The sequence below is a fragment of the Serratia sp. 22264 genome, from assembly GCF_052045345.1.
Classification (GTDB): domain Bacteria; phylum Pseudomonadota; class Gammaproteobacteria; order Enterobacterales; family Enterobacteriaceae; genus Serratia; species Serratia plymuthica.
The window spans coordinates 516,063-536,116 of the sequence record NZ_JBQEOY010000002.1 but is presented as its reverse complement, the minus strand read 5'-3'; the positions used below and the strand labels follow the sequence as shown (position 1 = coordinate 536,116).

Sequence of the window (20,054 nt, the reverse complement as noted above, 5' to 3'; positions counted from 1 at the left end):
TAACAAACCGCCTGCGTGCGCTTTACGCCCAGTAATTCCGATTAACGCTTGCACCCTCCGTATTACCGCGGCTGCTGGCACGGAGTTAGCCGGTGCTTCTTCTGCGAGTAACGTCAATGCACAGTGCTATTAACACTGAACCCTTCCTCCTCGCTGAAAGTGCTTTACAACCCTAAGGCCTTCTTCACACACGCGGCATGGCTGCATCAGGCTTGCGCCCATTGTGCAATATTCCCCACTGCTGCCTCCCGTAGGAGTCTGGACCGTGTCTCAGTTCCAGTGTGGCTGGTCATCCTCTCAGACCAGCTAGGGATCGTCGCCTAGGTGAGCCATTACCCCACCTACTAGCTAATCCCATCTGGGCACATCTGATGGCGTGAGGCCCGAAGGTCCCCCACTTTGGTCCGTAGACGTTATGCGGTATTAGCTACCGTTTCCAGTAGTTATCCCCCTCCATCAGGCAGTTTCCCAGACATTACTCACCCGTCCGCCGCTCGTCACCCAGAGAGCAAGCTCTCCTGTGCTACCGCTCGACTTGCATGTGTTAGGCCTGCCGCCAGCGTTCAATCTGAGCCATGATCAAACTCTTCAATTTAAAAGTTCGATTTGCTTCAACTCGTGAAGCGATGCTCAAAGGTTACTAAATGAATTTTACTTCAGTAGTCACTCTTCAAGACTTGATATTTTTTCGTACCCGAAGGTACTGGATATCGTCTTGTGGAGTGCCCACACAGATTGTCTGATAAATTGTTAAAGAGCAGTGAGTTAGCCGCCGTAGCTTGCTATCTCGAGGTGGCGTATACTACGCTTTTCACCCGAAGAGTCAAGCGTTTATTTCGCTTTTCTCTTACCGACCTGGCGACGTGTTCTCGTTAGAGGAGTCGTTGTTCCCGGTCAGTGGAGGCGCATTATAGGGAGTTCTCAGAAGGCCGCAACCCCTAAATGCAAAAAACTTTTCAAGCGCTCAAACATTAACCAATAATGGCTTTTTAGGATATTTATTAGCCTAGAATAGTGGGATTTTAGGGCTATGGAGGATGTAAATCTCACAAGCCCGGCAAAAAGTAGATAACAAAAAGGGAGCGGTTTCCCGCTCCCCATTCTGTTATTACGCTAAATAGCCGTTATTGCCTGGCCACAATATGCTCGTTTTCCACATCCAGCGTAACCAGTTTGCCTGGGATCAGCTTGCCGGAAAGAATTTGCTGCGCCAACGGGTTCTCGATTTCCTGCTGGATAGCACGTTTCAACGGACGCGCGCCATAAACAGGGTCGTAGCCGGTTTGGCCCAACAGTGCCAATGCCGGTTCGGTCATGGTGACTTCGTAACCACGCTCCTCAAGACGTTTGTACAGACGCGCCAGCTGAATCTTGGCAATCTCGGCAATATGCTTCTGGCCAAGCGGATGGAACACTACCACCTCATCTATACGGTTGATGAATTCCGGACGGAAATGATGAGTAACCATTTCCATAACCAATTCTTTCATCTGCGCATAGTTCATCTGACCAAAGTGTTCCTGTATCAGATCAGACCCAAGGTTAGAGGTCATGATCACCACGGTATTGCGGAAATCAACGGTACGGCCCTGACCATCGGTCAGACGCCCGTCATCCAATACCTGCAGCAGGATGTTGAACACATCCGGGTGCGCTTTCTCCACTTCATCCAGCAGGATCACCGAATAAGGTCGACGGCGCACGGCCTCGGTCAGATAACCGCCCTCTTCATAACCAACGTAGCCCGGAGGTGCCCCCACCAGCCGCGATACCGAATGTTTCTCCATAAACTCGGACATATCGATACGCACCATCGCATCGTCACTGTCGAACAGGAATGACGCCAGCGCTTTGCACAGCTCGGTTTTACCCACCCCGGTAGGGCCAAGGAACAGGAACGAGCCTATCGGCCGGTTAGGGTCGGACAATCCCGCACGGCTGCGGCGGATTGCATTGGATACCGCAGTAACCGCCTCATCCTGGCCAATCACCCGGGAATGCAGCTCCTGCTCCAGACGCAGCAGTTTGTCACGCTCGCCCTCCAACATTCTGGCTACCGGAATACCGGTGGCGCGCGCCAGCACTTCAGCGATTTCCGCGTCAGTCACCCGGTTGCGCAGTAGCTTCATGGTTTTGCCTTCGGCCTGCGTAGCGGCGGCGAGCTGTTTTTCCAACTCAGGGATCTTGCCATACTGCAGTTCAGACATGCGCCCCAGATCGCCGACGCGACGCGCCTGCTCCAGAGTGATCTTGGCCTGCTCCAGTTCCGCCTTTATATTCTGGGTGCCGGAGAGCGAAGCTTTCTCGGCTTTCCACTCTTCTTCCAATTCTGAATATTCGCGCTCTTTCTGCTCCAGCTCGCTGCTGAGCATTTCCAGGCGTTTCTTACTGGCGTCGTCCGACTCTTTGTTCAGCGCCTGCTGTTCCAGTTTGAGCTGAATAATGCGGCGTTCCAACCTGTCGAGCGATTCCGGTTTGGAGTCCATCTGCATACGGATACTTGACGCAGCCTCATCGATCAGATCGATAGCCTTATCCGGCAACTGACGATCGGAGATATAGCGGTGCGACAACGTGGCCGCAGCAACTATCGCCGGGTCGGTGATCTGCACATGGTGGTGCAGCTCATAACGCTCCTTCAAGCCACGCAGGATAGCAATGGTATCTTCGACGCTCGGCTCAGCCACATAGACTTTCTGGAAACGACGTTCAAGCGCCGCATCCTTCTCTATATACTGACGGTATTCGTTCAACGTGGTCGCGCCAACGCAGTGAAGTTCCCCGCGCGCCAACGCAGGTTTAAGCATGTTGCCGGCATCCATTGCGCCATCGGCCTTGCCCGCGCCGACCATAGTGTGCAATTCATCGATAAACAGAATGACGCTGCCTTCCTGTTTTGACAGATCGCTCAGTACGCCTTTCAGTCGCTCTTCAAATTCACCGCGGTATTTAGCCCCGGCGATCAACGCCCCCATGTCGAGGGACAACACACGTTTGTGCTTCAGGCCTTCCGGCACTTCACCATTAATGATGCGCTGCGCCAGACCTTCGACAATCGCAGTTTTACCCACGCCAGGCTCACCGATCAGCACTGGGTTATTCTTGGTACGACGTTGCAACACCTGAATGGTGCGGCGGATCTCTTCGTCACGGCCGATAACCGGGTCAAGCTTGCCCTGTTCGGCGCGCTCGGTCAGATCGATAGTGTATTTCTTCAACGCCTGACGCTGATCTTCGGCACCCTGATCTTCCACGCTGTCACCACCCCGCATTTGCTCAATGGCCTTACTGATTTTATCGGCTGTTGCTCCGGCGGCTTTCAACAGATCGGTCAAGGTTCCGCGATCTTCAAGCACCGCCAGGACGAACAGTTCGGAAGAAATGAATTTGTCCGCCCGCTTTTGCGCCAGCTTGTCGCACAGGTTCAGAACGCGCACCAGCTCATGGGACGGTTGAACGTCGCCACCGGTGCCTTCAACCTGAGGCAGACGAGACAATGCCTGTTCGATTTCGGTGCGCACGCGCCCGCTATCGATACCGGCTGAAGTTAATAATGGACGAACCGTGCCCCCTTCCTGAGTGAGCAGTGCGCTCATCAGATGTAACGGTTCCATAAACTGGTTGTCGTGCCCAAGGGCTAAGGATTGGGCATCGGCGAGGGCAAGCTGGAATTTGTTGGTAAGACGATCCAGACGCATAACACCTCCAATGTAGGTCAAAATTGCTACTGGAGATTAAATGAGGTCATCCCTCAAATTTTCAAGGTTATTTCGACACTATATTATCAGTACAACGTTATGCGTCAGCGGACCGTCCTAATTCAATAGGTTATATCAGCCAGATTAAACTTGCCATACGTCCGGTTATTCCATCGCGTCGATAGGAGAAAAAATGACTGATTTCGCTAACCGTACAGCGATCACCGCCGTAGATCAGTTCTACGCCGGCGCGCTGCAGGCGCTGACGAGCCAGCAGATAGATATCTGCCAGAAACTTATCGCCGTGCGGAGTGAAAGCGGCAGCTGCGACACTATCCACAGCAATAAATGCGGCACGGACCTCTGGCCCCACTTCGAACTGCTGCGGACCGATTGCCGGACCAAGCCAGGCGCTGATATGGCCCGGTTCAGCGGTAAATGCCGCCAGAGTCTGTTCCAGCACGCCATTGCAAAGCCCGCGCCAGCCGGCGTGGGCAGCGGCGATTTCATCACCGGCATGTGAGCAGAACAACACCGGCAGGCAGTCCGCCGTCATCACTGCGCACACCTGCCCCGGCACATTGCTGTAAACCGCATCCGCACACAGATCGGTTGGGGTTTGCCCATCCAGCCGCACTACGCGGGTACCGTGAACCTGCTCCAGCCAAAGCGGCATCTGCGGCAGGCTCACGCCCGCCGCCAGCCGGTCACGGTTACGCTTCACCGCAGACGCCGCATCCCCGACATGGGTGCCGAGGTTGAGCGAATTATATGGCGGAAGACTAATACCGCCACCACGAGTGGTGCTGCAGGCTTTTACCCCTGCAGGCAACGGCCAATCAGGCAGGATAAAGGAATCCATTACCAATTCATCTGATCTTTGAATTCTTCGGTATCGACCTTCAGCGCGTTAATCAAATCGACCATATCCTGCGGCAACGGCGCATGCCACTCCATCTGGATACCGCTGATTGGGTGATACAAACGCAGCATGGTGGCGTGCAGCGCCTGGCGATCGAAACCGCGCAGCGTAGCAATAAATGCCTCCGAAGCGCCTTTCGGCGGACGTGGGCGGCCACCGTACAGCTGATCGCCTACCAGCGGATGATTGATGTGCGACATATGCACGCGGATCTGGTGGGTACGACCGGTTTCCAGACGCAGACGCAAACGGGTATGCGCACGGAAGTGCTCCATAATGCGGTAATGCGTCACCGCCGGTTTGCCCATCGGGTGCACCGCCATATGCGTGCGCTTGGTGGAGTGGCGTGAGATCGGCTCTTCAACGGTACCGCCGGCGGTCATGGTACCAATAGCGACCGCTTCGTATTCACGGGTGATTTCACGTGCCTGCAATGCCTCGACCAGGCGGGTTTGCGCAGGAACGGTTTTCGCCACCACCATCAAGCCTGTAGTGTCTTTGTCCAGACGGTGCACGATGCCGGCACGCGGCACGTCAGCAATTTCCGGGTAGTAATGCAGCAACGCATTGAGCACAGTGCCGTCCGGGTTACCGGCGCCAGGGTGCACAACCAGATCGCGAGGCTTGTTGATCACTAAAATATCACTGTCTTCGTAGACGATATTCAGTGCGATATCCTGCGGTTCCCAACGGGCCTCTTCTTCTATCTGGGCATCGATGGCGACCGTCTCTCCCCCCAGCACTTTCTCTTTCGGTTTGTTCGTCGTTTTGCCATTAACCTGTACCCGATCGTCCAAGATCCATTCTTTTATGCGAGATCGCGAATAATCAGGGAACAATTCGGCCAAAGCCTGATCTAAACGTTGTCCGAGTTGAGATTCGGCCACCGTTGCGGTGAGTTGTACTTGTTGTGCCATATGCAGCTTCTTCGTTAACGTTGGGTTTTCACGGCGATGCCGTTTAATATAATGTGCTATTGTACCTGGTCTTTGTCGGGAGCTTAACGGACAGTCTCCCGGAATAACACCCTGAGGATAATCAAAACGTCATGACGCGTATGAAATATCTGGTGGCGGCAGCCACGTTGAGCCTGGCGCTGGCAGGTTGCTCCACATCCAAGGATGCGGTTCCCGACAACCCACCTTCGGAAATCTATGCTACTGCCCAGCAAAAACTGCAGGACGGTAACTTTAAGGGCGCGATTACGCAACTCGAAGCGTTAGATAACCGCTATCCTTTCGGGCCGTACTCCCAGCAGGTTCAGTTGGACCTGATTTATGCCTATTATAAATCTGCCGATTTACCGCTGGCTCAGGCGTCTATCGATCGTTTCATGCGTTTGAACCCAACGCACCCGAACATCGACTACGTGATGTACATGCGTGGTCTGACCGATATGGCGCTGGATGACAGTGCGTTGCAAGGCTTCTTCGGGGTCGATCGTTCAGACCGCGATCCACAGCATGCTCGCGCTGCTTTTCGCGATTTCAGCCAGCTGATTCAGCAATACCCGACCAGCCAGTATGTAACCGATGCCAACAAGCGTCTGGTGTATCTGAAAGACCGCCTGGCCAAATATGAGCTTTCGGTGGTGGAATACTACACTAAACGCGGTGCTTACGTCGCGGTCGTTAATCGTGCCGATCAGATGTTGCGTGAATATCCGGATACCCAGGCCACGCGCGACGCCTTACCCCTGATGGAAAACGCTTACAAACAGCTGCAATTGAACGGCCAGGCCGACAAAGTGGCCAAAGTGATTGCCGCCAATCCGTCATAAGCGGATTAGCGATGGCAGAAAAGCAAAACGGCAGCTTCGGCTGCCGTTTTTATTTGCTGCGGATTTGGTCATAATTTGAAAAATACACAAGCAAAAACACGGCATTAGCAAGATTGCACAACCGCTTATCCGTTCAATAATGCGCGTTCTGTCCGTAAGACTCAAGCGTTAGATGACCGATTCAAATGCTGAATCACAGATTGAACTAACTTTGCAAAAAGTGACAAAAAAACGTGATTTTCATCACGCATTTAAGCAAAAAGCGCGGTATGCTGGGGTCATCCAAGACGGAAAGACAGAGAGGTAAGTTATATGACATTGAACATTACCAGCAAACAAATGGATATCACTCCCGCAATCCGCAGTCACGTCGAAGACCGTCTCACCAAACTGGAAAAATGGCAGGCCCAGCTGATTAACCCGCATATTGTTTTATCCAAAGAACCTAAAGGGTTTGTAGCAGACGCCACCATTACCACCCCTAACGGCCCGCTGGTTGCCAGCGCAAAACATGAAGACATGTATACCGCCGTTAACGATCTGATCGCCAAGCTGGAGCGTCAGTTGAATAAGGTGCAGCACAAAGGCGAAGCACGCCGCGCCGCCGCCAGTGTGAAAGACATCGTTCCGGAAGTTGAGCCGGAACAGGAATAACCGTTTAGCGGCTATTTCACTTCAAACGCGCCTGAGGGCGCGTTTTTTGTCTGGGGTTTTTATTGACAGAGATAAAAGCCTGCGGTTACTTTAAAACCTGCCTCACACCTATTTTGGATAACGCATGGCCCGCAAACCGTTTTTCTTCGCATTCTTTTTTACCTTCCCCTGATTGGGAGGCGTTTCGTCGTGTGATAAAGAATGCGAAGACGAACAGCAAAGCCTCCTGAAACAGGGGGCTTTTTTTATGGCTATTTACGACGTATAAAAATACAAGGCAGAAGCTGATTATGACTGACAACCCATTACTCGTGCTGCGCGAACGCATCAGCGCACTGGATCTCAAACTGCTGGCCCTGCTGGCGGAGCGCCGTGAGTTGGCGGTGGAGGTCGGAAAAACCAAATTGCATTCCCATCGTCCCATCCGCGATAAAGAACGCGAGCGAGATCTGCTGGATGCGTTAATCGCCGCCGCCAAACCCTACGATCTCGACGGTTTTTACGTAACCCGCCTGTTCCAGCTGATTATCGAAGACTCGGTATTGACCCAGCAAGCGCTGTTGCAGCATCAGCTTAATCAAATCAGCCAACATTCGGCCCGCATTGCCTTCCTCGGGCCGAAAGGATCTTATTCGCACCTGGCCGCGCGCCAATACGCCGCCCGCCACTTCGACCAACTGATTGAGTGTGGTTGCCATAAATTCCAGGACATTTTCACCCAGGTCGAAACCGGTCAGGCGGATTACGCCATCCTGCCGATTGAAAATACCAGTTCCGGCTCGATCAACGACGTCTACGATCTGCTGCAACACACCAGCTTGTCGATCGTCGGCGAACTGACCAATCCTATCGATCACTGTGTCCTGGTAGCCGGCGACACCGACCTGAACCAGATCGAAACCGTGTACAGCCACCCGCAGCCGTTCCAACAGTGCAGCCAATTCATTAACCGCTACCCGCACTGGAAAATCGAGTACTGCGAAAGCACCGCGGCAGCAATGGAAAAAGTCGCCAAGCTAAACTCACCGAAAGCTGCGGCATTGGGCAGCGAGGCTGGCGGCGCGCTGTATGGTCTGCAGGTACTGGAACACAACCTGGCGAACCAGCAGCAGAACATTACCCGCTTCATCGTGTTGGCGCGCAAGGCTATCGAGGTGTCGGAACAAGTACCGGCCAAAACCACGCTGATTATGGCCACCGGCCAGCAGTCAGGCGCGCTGGTTGAAGCGCTGCTGGTGTTACGTGACAACGGCATCATCATGACCAAACTGGAGTCCCGTCCAATTAACGGCAATCCATGGGAAGAGATGTTTTATATCGATGTGCAGGCGAACCTGCGTTCTGAAGCGATGCAAAAAGCCTTGAAAGATCTGACGCCGATTACCCGTTCGCTGAAAGTACTCGGCTGCTATCCCAGCGACAGCGTGGTACCGGTCAATCCGTCCTGAATGAAATAAAAAAGGGTTCGGCTAGCCGAACCCTGATAACTTATTGCCGACTGTCGTTCGCCTGCCGCAGCAGCGAACGGCTTTCCACCAGGAAGCGTTGGGCGTAATCGCCAAACCAGTCTTCCACCTTCTGGAAGCTCTGGATAAACGCCTGTTTATCCCCGTGTTCCAGTAGCTTTATCGCCTCGCCAAAACGCTGGTAGTAGCGTTTAATCAGCGCAATGTTCTCTTCCGACGACATGATGATATCCGCATACAACTGCGGATCCTGAGCAAACAGTCGCCCGACCATCGCCAGTTCCAGCCGGTAGATTGGCGAAGACAGCGCCAGCAGTTGTTCCAATTGAACGTTCTCTTCCGCCAAATGCAGCCCATAGGCAAAAGTCGCGAAATGGCGTAGCGCCTGGATAAACGCCATATTCTGATCGTGCTCAACTGCGCTGATGCGGTGTAAACGAGCGCCCCACACCTGCAACTGCTCCAGCAACCACTGATAGGCTTCCGGTTGGCGTCCATCGCAATACACCACGACCTGCTTGGCCACGCTGCCTACATCCGGCCCGAACATCGGGTGCAGTCCCACCACCGGGCCACCATGTGCCGCAAGCATGGCATTCAGCGGACGATTTTTTACCGAAGCCAGATCGACAAGAATACAATCCGCCGGCAACGGCGGCAGCCGCCCAATCACCTGTTCGGTCACGTGAATAGGCACGCTGACGATCACCATGCCGGCATCCGCCAACAATGCGTCGGCCTGCGGCCAATCTTCCTGATCCAACACCTTGACCTGGTAGCCGGACAGCGTCAGCAGACGGTTGAACAACCGCCCCATTTGACCGTTACCGCCGATAATCACAATCGGGCGCAGCTGCGGACACAGGGTTTTAAAGCCTTTGTCATTCTCGCTGACGTAAGACTCGCGCATCACGCGGCGCAGTACGTCTTCGATCAGATCCGGCGGCACGCCAAGGTTTTCCGCTTCTTTACGGCGCGAGGCCAGCATCGCCGCCTCACGCTCGGGAACGTACACCGGTAAACCGTGGTGGCTTTTAACTTCGCCCACTTCCGCCACCAGTTGCAGGCGTTTCGCCAGCAGCTCCAGCAGCGCTTTATCCACTTCGTCGATTTGATCGCGCAACGCGGTCAGTTCAGCCACCATAACTTACTACTCTCCAGTGCGTGCCGTCAGCGCAGCGCCGAGTTCCTGGTGCATATGGCGCAGCAGCGTCTCTGTACTCTCCCAGTTAATGCAGGCGTCAGTAACAGAAACACCGTAGCGCATATCAGCACGTGGCTGCTCGGAAGACTGGCTGCCTTCGTGCAGGTGACTTTCCAGCATAATACCGGTAATCGAACGGTTACCCGCTTTGATCTGCTCAACCACGGACTCGGCAACCGCCGGCTGACGGCGATAGTCTTTATTCGAGTTGCCATGGCTGCAATCTATCATCAAGGATGGGTGGAGTCCCGCATCCTGCATCTGTTTTTCGCAAGCCGCAACGTGCTCGGCGCTGTAGTTTGGCGTTTTGCCGCCGCGCAGGATCACGTGGCCATCCGGATTACCCTGAGTTTGCAACAGGCACACCTGACCCGCCTGATTAATACCGACAAACCGGTGCGGCATTGCCGCTGCGCGCATGGCGTTAATTGCCGTACCCAGACTGCCATCGGTACCGTTTTTGAAACCTACCGGCATTGACAACCCTGAAGCCATCTCACGGTGAGTTTGTGATTCTGTAGTACGGGCACCAATCGCTGACCAACTGAACAAATCGCCCAGGTATTGCGGGCTGTTCGGATCCAAGGCCTCGGTCGCCAACGGCAACCCCATCCCGACCAGGTCAAGCAGCAGGCGACGCGCGATGTGCAAACCTGCCTCAACGTCAAACGAACCATCCATGTACGGATCGTTAATCAGGCCTTTCCAGCCGACCGTAGTCCGCGGTTTCTCAAAATAGACACGCATAACGATATACAGCTGATCGCTCAATTCAGCCGACAGGGTTTTCAAATGACGGGCGTAATCCAGTGCCGCATCCGGATCGTGGATAGAGCAAGGCCCGCACACCACCAGCAGACGGTGATCGCGCCCCTGCAGAATATCGGCGATGGTTTTGCGCGCAGTGGCGATTTCATTTTCATCGCTGGCGCTAAGCGGGAACTGGTTCTTCAGTTCTTCCGGAGTGATCAGAATTTGTTCTGCACTGATATGTACGTTATTGAGCGCGTCTTTTTGCATGATGCTATTCCTGTCGTTTTGCCGTTATGCGTAAGCGTGATGAGAACGTTGAGCGTTTCAGAGCCTTACCCTACCACGAACTGTAAAGTTTTCAATCCGAAATCCGTAAATAAAAAATTACCACCACAAGGCACCATCAAAAACCCAGGATGTCGCCAGTAACAAAATACACTCATTACATTGATTTTAAATAAATAAAAATAAACTCAACCAACTTTTCCGGTTCTGATTTACGACCTATTGCTTTGAACAGCTCAGGCGACGACTGTAAACATTATTGTACATAAAACATTACAGCGCATGACGGGCAGGAACAGAGCTTCAACGGGGCTATGACAGCCGGTTTTGTTGCCCACTGGCGACAATCTCGTCTAAAAACCCATCAGACCTTAAGGACACTTAGCATGATATGCCAACGGGAGGGGTTAATTAAGTAGAAGAAAAGTGAATAAGTGAGGATGAAAAATTTAAAACTTAAGCTAATCACGGCTATTTTTGTCGCAATGCCGAATCGTTATAATGTGACCGTTATCACCTATAATCACTCTTAACAACTGGATCCAAAATGCTCTCTTTACGCGCTCGTCGCGCTATTCCGCTAGTCATCAGCTGCTTGACTGCCTTCACCAGCGTTTCAGCCTTTGCCGACAATACGCTTTTCACTGCGATGGACGACCCGGCCACCGCCAAAAAACCGTTTGAAGGCAATGTCCAGGCCGGGTACAACTCCCAGTCAGGCAACTCACAAAGCTCTACCTTGTTGGCCAATACCAGCATGACCTGGTTTAACAGCGATGCTGCCTACAGCCTGTGGGGAGCCGCCAACAACACCACCTCTTCCAACGTGCGCTCTTCGGAAAAGTATCAGGCCGGCGGCCGTACCCGTTATAATCTGTCCGATCGCAACTATCTGTTCGGCCAGGCAAGCTGGTTGAGCGATCGTTTCAACGGTTACGACTCTCGCTCCACCGCAACGGGTGGCTACGGCCGTCAAGTGCTCAACGGGCCACTCAGCGATTTACGGGTAGAATTTGGTCCGGGCGTACGTCACGATGAATATCATGGCGGCGGCCGTTCAACGAAAGCACTGGCTTACGGCGCAGCCAACTATTCATACCAGTTGACCGACACCACCAAGTTCTCCGAAGGCGTTTCGGCGCTGGCTAACGAAGAAACCACGCTGAACTCCGAGACTGCATTGAGCGTAGCGATTAACGACAAGTTCTCGCTGCGCCTGGCTTACACCGTGACTTACAACAGTAAACCACCGGCGTCTGCGCCGAAAAATACCGACACCACGACCTCGGTCTCGCTGGTTTACGGTCTGTAATCCTTCTAAGCCCAATCCTACCAAGCCCATCACTGATGGGCTTTTTTATGCCCAAAGTCTCCCATTAAACATTTTGCTAAAAATAGCATTCACACTATTGACGACTTTAGCAAATAGCTTAATACTGTATGCATACACAGTAGTTATTAAACAGGAACGGAGCATGGGCAATCTTAATGCTCACAGCGATACATTGCCCATAACGCCGCTATTGCCGTCAGGATGGCTCATGCAGGCACCTCAGGCAAACAACAGTGGGATTGAATCAATGGAGAAAGTCACCTCATTTATTACTTACGCTATAGCGCTATTTCTCGCTTGGTTGGGCAAGCTTTCCCCCCAGGACCTCGCATTTTTGGTCGGTGCCGCAGTCGGAATTGGCACCTTTCTGGTGAACTGGTACTACCGGCGAAAAAGTTTGCAGGTTCTCAAGGCTATAGAGAAAAACGCCGTATCTCGAAGGAGAATTTACGATGAGCTCAATCGTTAAACGTTGTGTCGCTGCAACTATTCTTGCGATAGCTATGCTGCTGCCGCAGTTCGGGCAGGTTAAAACCTCTGAGAGCGGGCTAAAACTGATTACTGACTTTGAGGGGTGCCAACTGTCGCCCTATCAGTGCGATGCAGGCGTGTGGACGCAAGGTGTAGGACACACCGCTGGAGTGATACCTGATGTCACGATCACCGAGGAAAGGGCCGCAGTAGATTTTCTGGCCGATGTTCGACGTATAGAACAAGGTGTGGCGAGTTGTATACCACCAGCCCTACCGCAAGAGATTTATGATGCAGTAATCGCTTTTACCTTCAACGTCGGGGTAAGCGCCGCCTGCGGATCCACGCTGGCCTATTTTCTCAATCAGCATCTGTGGCAACAGGCATGCGATCAGTTACCACGCTGGATCTACATCAATGGCAAAAAGAGTAAAGGGCTGGAACGTCGGCGTGCGGAGGAACGCAAATTGTGTCTCAAAGGTGCTGAACGCGCCTCTTGACCAGCATTCTTCGATGCCATTTCGTTGCTTAATCTATTGATTATTATTTAATTTATTGCAAGGGGGTTTCTATGATGCACTGTCCACTATGCGGTAACGTGGCCCACACTCGCTCCAGCCGCTACCTGAGCGAGTCGACCAAAGAGCGCTATCATCAATGCCAGAACATTAACTGCAGCTGCACCTTCGCCACCCATGAGTCGGTTGCGCGGGTGATTGTAAAACCCGGTGATATCATTCCGGCTCAGCCTCACCCGGAGAAAGGCAAACAACGCGCTGCCGCACTCTAATGCATAGCCTGCGACAGCAGGCTTTTTTATGCCCGCAAAAATCAACCTTCATAGCGCATTTACGAAAAACAATCTTGCATATGCAACCTGCAAACAACAAGCATAAAAAAAGGGGTTGGCATATTGCCAACCCCTTCATAGCTATTAACTTTCGGATGCAGCATTAGCCTACGCGGTTCAGACGCTCTTTGATACGAGCAGACTTACCAGTACGCTCACGCAGATAGTACAGTTTGGCTTTACGAACGGCACCACGACGTTTAACAGTAATGCTGTCGATTACTGGGGAGTGAGTCTGGAATACACGCTCAACACCTTCGCCGTTGGAAATCTTACGAACAGTGAATGCAGAGTGCAGACCGCGGTTACGGATAGCGATAACCACGCCCTCGAATGCCTGCAGACGTTTTTTGCTACCTTCAACGACCCATACCTTCACTTCCACGGAATCACCCGGACGGAATGCAGGTACGTCTTGCTTCATCTGCTCTTGTTCAATTTGCTTAATAATGTTGCTCATAATATGTCTCTTACCCTAGGTAAACTGATATATCGGTCCCGTCGAGCCAGATGCTCAGACGTTCCCTTCATAGTCCTGCTGCTTGGCCTGATGTTCCCGTTGGAACTCAGCCAGCAACACCGCTTGCTCGTCAGTCAGAGCTAGGCTTTCCAGAAGTTCAGGTCTTCTAAGCCAGGTACGGCCCAGCGACTGCTTTAAGCGCCAGCGACGTATCTCGGCATGGTTGCCCGACAGTAAAACCGGCGGAACCTCCATCCCTTCCAACACCTCAGGACGGGTATAATGCGGGCAGTCCAGCAATCCATCGGCAAAAGAATCCTCTTCTGCTGAAGCCTGATGGCCCAGAACACCCGGTATAAAACGGGCGACGGAATCGATCAGGGTCATTGCCGGCAGTTCCCCGCCGCTGAGAACGTAATCGCCGATTGACCATTCTTCATCAATTTCGGTTTGGATTACGCGCTCGTCTATCCCTTCATAACGGCCACAAACCAGAATCATCTTCGAGTTGGCCGCCAGTTCGCACACGCCAGCTTGATCCAGCTTGCGCCCCTGAGGTGACAGATAAATCACCTTTGCTCCCTCGCCTGCCGCTGCTTTTGCTGCATGAATAGCTTCCCTCAAGGGTTGCACCATCATCAGCATTCCCGGGCCGCCGCCATAAGGGCGATCGTCCACGGTACGATGCCGGTCGTAGGTGAAGTCACGCGGACTCCAACACTGCACGCTCAGCAGGCCATTTTTTACTGCCCGGCTAGTCACCCCGTAATCGGTGATCGCGCGGAACATCTCAGGAAACAGGCTTACAATACCAATGAACACAAGCCAATCCCCATTCCGTTATTCCACTTGCTTCGACCGTTTAATTCGGAGGTCAAAAACCAGGATCCCAATCTGCCTCAATCACGCGAGCAGTGAGATCGACTTTCTTGATAACCTGCCCATGAAGAAACGGGACCAACCGCTCCTTCATGCCGAACGCATCCTTCAGGTTAGCTTTCACAACCATCACGTCATTCGAACCGGTTTCCATCATATCGACGACTTTACCCAGTTCGTAGCCGGTGGTAGTGACTACCTGGCAGCCCATAAGGTCTTTCCAGTAGTAATCATCACCTTCCAGCTCGGGAAGTTGTTCGGAATCCACGACAATCTCGCGATTGGTCAGTAGATTCGCAGCATCCCGATCGTCAACGCCTTTGACTTTGATGATCAGGTCCTGACTGTGGCGCTTCCAGTCTTCCAACTCGACAAGCTGCCATTGACCCGCCTGCTGGATAAACCAGGGCTGATAGTCAAAAATGCTTTCGGCATTCTCGGTGGATGAAAATACTCTGAGCCAACCACGGATGCCGTAAGTAGACCCCATTTTACCGAGTACAATCGGCGCGATCGGTGCTACCGGTTTGAGTTGCTTGCTCATTGCCACCACCGCGACAGATTAAGCTGCTTTCTTAGCGTCTTTGATCAGCGCGTGAACGCGATCAGAAACGGTTGCACCCAGGCCGACCCAATGTTCGATGCGGTCCAGGTCCAGACGCAGTGCTTCAGCCTGACCAGATGCGATCGGGTTGAAGAAGCCTACGCGCTCGATGAAGCGACCATCACGAGCATTGCGGCTGTCGGTCACTACTACTTGATAGAACGGACGCTTTTTAGCGCCGCCACGTGCCAAACGAATTGTTACCATAACATCCTCTTTAGTTAATAAAACAGCCGGGCCCCATTGAGGGAACGGGGCCCGGTTGCAATATAAAAAGCCCGAAAATTTTACTCATTTTGGCGCAAAAAGCAATCTAAAGCGTAGATCACCGTCAACAACTTTTTTCGGCCAGCACTATTTCGGGCGGTTTTTGCCGCGAACGGCAAATGCTTAAACACGCTCACCCCAGGGGGCAAGCGCCTGTCAGCGGCCTGGGAAGCCCGGCGGCATCATACCTTTCATGCCGCGCATCATCTTCGCCATCCCGCCTTTCTTCATCTTCTTCATCATGCGCTGCATTTCGTCGAACTGCTTTAACAAGCGGTTAACATCTTGCACCTGCATGCCGGAGCCCATCGCGATACGACGTTTGCGCGAACCCTTGATGATTTCCGGTTTGGCGCGCTCTTTCAGCGTCATCGAGTTGATGATCGCCTCCATGCGCACCAGCACTTTATCGTCCATCTGCGATTTCACATTGTCCGGCAGTTGGCCGGCACCGGGCAATTTGCTCAGCATGTTCGCCATGCCGCCCATGTTACGCATCTGCTTCAACTGCTCCAGGAAGTCGGTCAGATCGAAACCGTCGCCCTTCTTCAGTTTGTTAGCCAGTTTTTCCGCTTGCTCGCGGTCAACCTTGCTTTCGATATCTTCGATCAGCGACAACACATCGCCCATGCCGAGAATACGTGACGCTACGCGGTCTGGATGGAATGGCTCCAGCGCATCGGTCTTCTCGCCCACACCGAGGAACTTGATGGGCTTGCCGGTGATGTGACGGATAGACAGCGCGGCACCACCACGCGCGTCGCCGTCGACCTTGGTCAGCACTACGCCGGTCAGCGGCAGCGCCTCGTTAAAGGCCTTGGCCGTATTGGCGGCATCCTGACCGGTCATGGCATCGACCACAAACAGGGTTTCCACCGGCTTGATCGCCGCATGCACCTGTTTGATCTCGTCCATCATCGCTTCGTCTACGTGCAAACGGCCGGCGGTATCGACGATCAGCACGTCGTAGAATTTCAGCTTGGCCTGCTGCAATGCACGGTTAACGATGTCGATCGGCTTTTCTTTGACATCCGACGGGAAGAAATCGATGCCGACGCCTTCCGCCAACGTTTCCAACTGCCTGATCGCCGCCGGACGGTAAACGTCCGCGGAAACCACCAACACTTTTTTCTTCTGTTTTTCTTTCAGGAATTTGCCGAGCTTGGCGACGCTGGTGGTTTTACCGGCACCTTGCAGGCCCGCCATCAGCACCACGGCCGGTGGCTGCGCCGCCAGATTCAGCTCGGTATTCACTTCGCCCATCGCGGCAATCAGCTCGCTCTTGACGATCTTGACGAATTCTTGCCCCGGCGTCAGGCTCTTGTTGACTTCATGCCCCACCGCACTCTCTTTGACGCGGTTGATAAAGTCGCGCACTACCGGCAGCGCAACGTCCGCTTCCAGCAACGCCATGCGCACTTCACGCAGGGTTTCCTTGATATTCTCTTCGGTCAGCCGCCCACGGCCGCTGATATTGCGCAGTGTGCGCGACAATCGATCGGTTAAATTTTCAAACATCGTCTCATGCTCAACGTGTAATGACAGGCCGCTTTGGCGACACAATTGCGGCGATGATAACACGAAGCGTACAGGATCTCTGCCTCAGCGTTGGAGATCGGTTGGAGTGGAACGCGCTCAACGCTATACTGGCAATCCAATTAACCATGCCGAAGCAAAATTAAACGCTATGCCAGTTTTCTCCATTGTGGCTTTGATGGCCTACCTGCTCAGCCTTGGACTGATTATTCCCAGCTTGTTGCGGAAGAACAGCGCATACCGTCGGCTTGCTATCGTCTCGGCGGTGGTGGCGCTAATTTGCCATGCCATCGCACTGCAGCAACGTATCTTTGACGTCAGCGCCGGGCAAAATCTCAGCCTGCTGAACATCGGTTCCATCGTCAGTCTGATCATTTGTTCGATCATGACCTTTGTCGCTTCGCGCAATCGCGGCTGGTTCTTGCTGCCCATCGTTTATAGCTTCGCGATGATCAATCTGGCCTTCGCCAGTTTTATGCCGGGCGAATTCATCACCCATCTGGAAGCCAGCCCGGAGCTGATGGTGCATATAGGTCTGGCGCTGTTCTCTTACGCTACGCTGATTATTGCCGCACTGTATGCGCTGCAGCTTGCCTGGTTGGACTACCTGCTAAAAAACAAAAAGCTGTCCTTCAGTGCCGACATGCCGCCGCTGATGAGTATCGAACGCAAAATGTTCCACATCACCCAGATCGGCGTAGTGCTGCTCACGCTCACACTGTGCACCGGTCTGCTGTATATGGATAACCTGTTCAGTAAAGAGAACGTTCATAAAGCCGTGCTGTCCATTATGGCCTGGTTTGTGTACATCGTTCTGCTGTGGGGCCATTATCATGAAGGTTGGCGCGGACGCCGCGTCGTTTGGTTCAGCTTTGCCGGCGCTTTCTTGCTGACGCTGGCCTATTTCGGCAGCCGTCTGATTCAACAAGTCATGGTGCGCTAAGCCGCCTCAGGCCCTCTTTTCCCTTATATAAGGAATACCGCGTTGGAGCACGTTTCGACAGGGACCCTGATCATTATTCTGGTGATCATGATTGTGGTCTCCGCTTACTTCTCAGCATCCGAAACCGGCATGATGACGCTCAACCGCTATCGTCTCCGTCATCTCGCCAAGCAGGGTAGCCGCTCTGCCCGCCGGGTCGAGAAATTGCTGCAAAAACCGGATCGCCTGATTGGCCTGGTGTTGATCGGCAATAATCTGGTGAACATTCTCGCGTCGGCACTGGGGACCATCGTCGGCATGCGCCTGTATGGCGACCTCGGCGTAGCCATCGCTACCGGCGTATTGACGTTCGCCGTGCTGTTGTTCGCCGAAGTGCTGCCAAAAACCTTCGCGGCGCTGTACCCGGAACGCATCGCCTTCCCCAGCAGCTTTTTACTGGCGCCTCTGCAGAAGGTGATGTTCCCGCTAGTGTGGCTGCTCAATGGCATCACCACGCTGATATTGCGCGTGTTCGGCATTCGCACCAACGTACGCGTCAGCGATGCGGTGAGCAAGGACGAGCTGCGCACCATCGTCAATGAGTCCCACTCGCAGATTTCCCGTCGCAATCAAGACATGCTGATCTCGGTACTGGACCTGGAAAAGGTGACGGTCGATGACATCATGGTACCGCGCAACGAAATCGTCGGTATCGACGTCAACGACGACTGGAAGTCGATCATGCGCCAGCTTACCCACTCGCCGCACGGCCGCATCGTGCTGTATCGCAGCTCGCTGGATGACGCCATCGGTATGCTGCGGGTGCGTGAAGCTTACCGGCTGATGACCGAGAAGAAAGAGTTTAACAAAGAGAATTTGCTGCGCGCCGCTGACGAAATTTACTACGTGCCTGAAGGTACACCGCTCAATGTCCAACTGGTGAAATTCCAGAGGAATAAAGAGAAAGTCGGAATCGTGGTGGACGAGTACGGTGATATTCAGGGGCTGGTAACGGTGGAAGATATTCTGGAGGAGATCGTAGGCGATTTCACGACCTCCATGTCACCCACGCTGGCGGAGGAAGTTAATCCGCAGAGCGACGGCTCCGTGCTGATAGACGGTACTGCCAACGTGCGCGAGTTAAACAAGGCTTTCAACTGGACACTGCCGGCCACCGAGGCTCGCACCATTAACGGCATGCTGCTGGAAGAGTTGGAAGAGATCCCCGAGATCGGTACCCGTGTGCGCGTAAGTCACTACGACGTCGATATCCTCGACGTGCAAGACAATATGATAAAACAGGTGCGGGTCACACCGATAAAGTCGCTGCAATCCAGCGTTCAACAGCGCTGACTGCCCGCCAGAAAGAGAAAAGACGCGAACCTCGCGTCTTTTTTTATCGCTATAGCCTGTGGCTGTGAACTAGATATGCAGTTCCTGCAGCTTTTCTTTCGGCAGCGCCAGCTCTTCGTTGTGGTTCACTACCACGTCGTGATCGAGAATGTGCTTGGCGATTTCCTGCGCTTCTTCCAAAGAGTGCATGTGATAAGTCCCGCACTGGAACTCATTCAGCTCAGGAATTTTGCGCTGGTCAGTCACTTTCAGCACGTCGGACATCGCCGCTTTCCACGCATCGGCAACGCGCTGCTCTTCCGGCACGCCGATCAGGCTCATGTAGAAACCGGTGCGGCATCCCATCGGGGAGATATCGATAATCTCAACGCCCTGGCCGTTCAGATGATCGCGCATAAAGCCGGCAAACAGGTGTTCCAGCGTATGAATGCCGCGTTCTGGCATCACTTCCAGGTTCGGCCGACAGAAGCGCAGATCGAACACGGTGATGGTATCGCCATGAGGAGTTTTCATGGTTTTCGCGACGCGGACAGCCGGGGCTGCCATGCGGGTATGGTCTACGGTGAAGCTATCCAGCAGTGGCATTTCGTTACCTCCTCGTGAAAGAGTATTTATTT

21 protein-coding genes, 1 rRNA gene and 1 other annotated feature are annotated in these 20,054 nt (G+C 53.3%); of the genes, 10 read left to right on the top strand and 12 right to left on the bottom strand.

The annotated features are described in order from the left end of the window. The 4 genes from ACTJJ1_RS13425 to rluD all read right to left on the bottom strand — a co-directional run. Nucleotides 1-595: ribosomal RNA gene (locus ACTJJ1_RS13425) — 16S ribosomal RNA — on the bottom strand; the annotation flags it as partial. A 529-nt stretch (nt 596-1,124) separates the two neighbouring features. After that, the gene (gene clpB / locus ACTJJ1_RS13420) at nt 1,125-3,698 is read right to left on the bottom strand and encodes an ATP-dependent chaperone ClpB (protein WP_440834017.1); all 2,574 of its coding nucleotides are present in this window, start codon (nt 3,696-3,698) and stop codon (nt 1,125-1,127) included. Nucleotides 3,699-3,828: 130 nt separating this feature from the next. After that, nucleotides 3,829-4,560: a purine nucleoside phosphorylase YfiH gene (yfiH, locus tag ACTJJ1_RS13415; protein ID WP_440834014.1), complete on the bottom strand. Its 732-nt coding sequence runs from the start codon at nt 4,558-4,560 to the stop codon at nt 3,829-3,831. Further along, entirely contained in the window at nt 4,560-5,537 is a 978-nt protein-coding gene (rluD, locus tag ACTJJ1_RS13410; protein WP_004950391.1) for a 23S rRNA pseudouridine(1911/1915/1917) synthase RluD, read from the bottom strand. Before rluD ends, yfiH begins: the two co-directional genes overlap by 1 nt. 131 nt (nt 5,538-5,668) lie before the next feature. Here rluD and bamD point away from each other — a divergent pair, with 131 nt between their 5' ends. From bamD to pheA, 4 genes are all read left to right on the top strand, one after another. Next, the gene (gene bamD, locus ACTJJ1_RS13405) at nt 5,669-6,400 is read left to right on the top strand and encodes an outer membrane protein assembly factor BamD (protein ID WP_004950389.1); all 732 of its coding nucleotides are present in this window, start codon (nt 5,669-5,671) and stop codon (nt 6,398-6,400) included. 312 nt (nt 6,401-6,712) lie between these two features. Continuing rightward, nucleotides 6,713-7,054: a ribosome-associated translation inhibitor RaiA gene (gene raiA / locus ACTJJ1_RS13400; RefSeq protein ID WP_004950387.1), complete on the top strand. Its 342-nt coding sequence runs from the start codon at nt 6,713-6,715 to the stop codon at nt 7,052-7,054. Between the two features lie 123 nt (nt 7,055-7,177). Beyond that, nucleotides 7,178-7,303, top strand: a sequence feature (Phe leader region). Further along, complete coding sequence (locus tag ACTJJ1_RS13395; protein ID WP_193378397.1) at nt 7,179-7,226, top strand: hypothetical protein; 48 nt, start codon at nt 7,179-7,181, stop codon at nt 7,224-7,226. It overlaps the preceding feature by 48 nt. Nucleotides 7,304-7,344: 41 nt before the next feature. After that, nucleotides 7,345-8,502 (top strand): bifunctional chorismate mutase/prephenate dehydratase, encoded by a 1,158-nt coding sequence (pheA, locus tag ACTJJ1_RS13390; protein ID WP_004950385.1) that lies wholly within the window; start codon nt 7,345-7,347, stop codon nt 8,500-8,502. Nucleotides 8,503-8,542: 40 nt separating this feature from the next. Here pheA and tyrA read toward each other — a convergent pair whose 3' ends face one another. Continuing rightward, on the bottom strand, nt 8,543-9,664 hold the full coding sequence (gene tyrA / locus ACTJJ1_RS13385; RefSeq protein WP_020438487.1) for a bifunctional chorismate mutase/prephenate dehydrogenase: 1,122 nt from the start codon (nt 9,662-9,664) through the stop codon (nt 8,543-8,545). 6 nt (nt 9,665-9,670) lie between these two features. Beyond that, a complete protein-coding gene (locus ACTJJ1_RS13380) occupies nt 9,671-10,744 on the bottom strand; it encodes a 3-deoxy-7-phosphoheptulonate synthase (RefSeq protein ID WP_006323715.1) in 1,074 nt (357 codons plus the stop codon). Nucleotides 10,745-11,309: 565 nt separating this feature from the next. Between ACTJJ1_RS13380 and ACTJJ1_RS13375 the strand changes: the two genes are divergently transcribed. The 4 genes from ACTJJ1_RS13375 (at nt 11,310) to ACTJJ1_RS13360 (ending at nt 13,356) form a co-directional block, all read left to right on the top strand. Further along, entirely contained in the window at nt 11,310-12,074 is a 765-nt protein-coding gene (locus tag ACTJJ1_RS13375; RefSeq protein ID WP_004950379.1) for a DUF481 domain-containing protein, read from the top strand. A 268-nt stretch (nt 12,075-12,342) separates the two neighbouring features. Continuing rightward, complete coding sequence (locus ACTJJ1_RS13370) at nt 12,343-12,564, top strand: HP1 family phage holin (protein WP_041417303.1); 222 nt, start codon at nt 12,343-12,345, stop codon at nt 12,562-12,564. Then, entirely contained in the window at nt 12,548-13,066 is a 519-nt protein-coding gene (locus ACTJJ1_RS13365) for a lysozyme (protein WP_440834010.1), read from the top strand. Before ACTJJ1_RS13370 ends, ACTJJ1_RS13365 begins: the two co-directional genes overlap by 17 nt. Before the next feature lie 71 nt (nt 13,067-13,137). Then, nucleotides 13,138-13,356 (top strand): DNA-binding transcriptional regulator, encoded by a 219-nt coding sequence (locus ACTJJ1_RS13360; protein ID WP_004950376.1) that lies wholly within the window; start codon nt 13,138-13,140, stop codon nt 13,354-13,356. Nucleotides 13,357-13,519: 163 nt separating this feature from the next. Here ACTJJ1_RS13360 and rplS read toward each other — a convergent pair whose 3' ends face one another. The 5 genes from rplS to ffh form a co-directional block, all read right to left on the bottom strand. Then, nucleotides 13,520-13,876 carry a 50S ribosomal protein L19 gene (gene rplS / locus ACTJJ1_RS13355; protein WP_004950372.1) on the bottom strand — a complete coding sequence of 119 codons (357 nt, stop codon included), beginning with the start codon at nt 13,874-13,876 and terminating at the stop codon, nt 13,520-13,522. A gap of 54 nt (nt 13,877-13,930) precedes the next feature. Then, complete coding sequence (trmD, locus tag ACTJJ1_RS13350) at nt 13,931-14,698, bottom strand: tRNA (guanosine(37)-N1)-methyltransferase TrmD (RefSeq protein WP_004950370.1); 768 nt, start codon at nt 14,696-14,698, stop codon at nt 13,931-13,933. Between the two features lie 52 nt (nt 14,699-14,750). Next, complete coding sequence (rimM, locus tag ACTJJ1_RS13345) at nt 14,751-15,299, bottom strand: ribosome maturation factor RimM (RefSeq protein WP_004950368.1); 549 nt, start codon at nt 15,297-15,299, stop codon at nt 14,751-14,753. An 18-nt stretch (nt 15,300-15,317) separates the two neighbouring features. Continuing rightward, nucleotides 15,318-15,566, bottom strand: coding sequence for a 30S ribosomal protein S16 (gene rpsP / locus ACTJJ1_RS13340; protein WP_004932501.1), 249 nt, complete (start codon nt 15,564-15,566; stop codon nt 15,318-15,320). A gap of 216 nt (nt 15,567-15,782) precedes the next feature. Next, nucleotides 15,783-17,144 (bottom strand): signal recognition particle protein, encoded by a 1,362-nt coding sequence (gene ffh, locus ACTJJ1_RS13335; RefSeq protein WP_006323687.1) that lies wholly within the window; start codon nt 17,142-17,144, stop codon nt 15,783-15,785. Nucleotides 17,145-17,313: 169 nt separating this feature from the next. On the opposite strand from ffh, the gene ACTJJ1_RS13330 reads away from it, so the two are divergent. Further along, nucleotides 17,314-18,105, top strand: coding sequence for a cytochrome C assembly family protein (locus ACTJJ1_RS13330; protein WP_006323686.1), 792 nt, complete (start codon nt 17,314-17,316; stop codon nt 18,103-18,105). Between the two features lie 42 nt (nt 18,106-18,147). Further along, nucleotides 18,148-19,437: an HlyC/CorC family transporter gene (locus tag ACTJJ1_RS13325; RefSeq protein ID WP_004950356.1), complete on the top strand. Its 1,290-nt coding sequence runs from the start codon at nt 18,148-18,150 to the stop codon at nt 19,435-19,437. Nucleotides 19,438-19,506: 69 nt separating this feature from the next. On the opposite strand, the gene luxS is transcribed toward ACTJJ1_RS13325, so the two are convergent. Beyond that, the gene (gene luxS, locus ACTJJ1_RS13320; protein ID WP_004950350.1) at nt 19,507-20,022 is read right to left on the bottom strand and encodes an S-ribosylhomocysteine lyase; all 516 of its coding nucleotides are present in this window, start codon (nt 20,020-20,022) and stop codon (nt 19,507-19,509) included. Between the last annotated feature and the right edge of the window lie 32 nt (nt 20,023-20,054).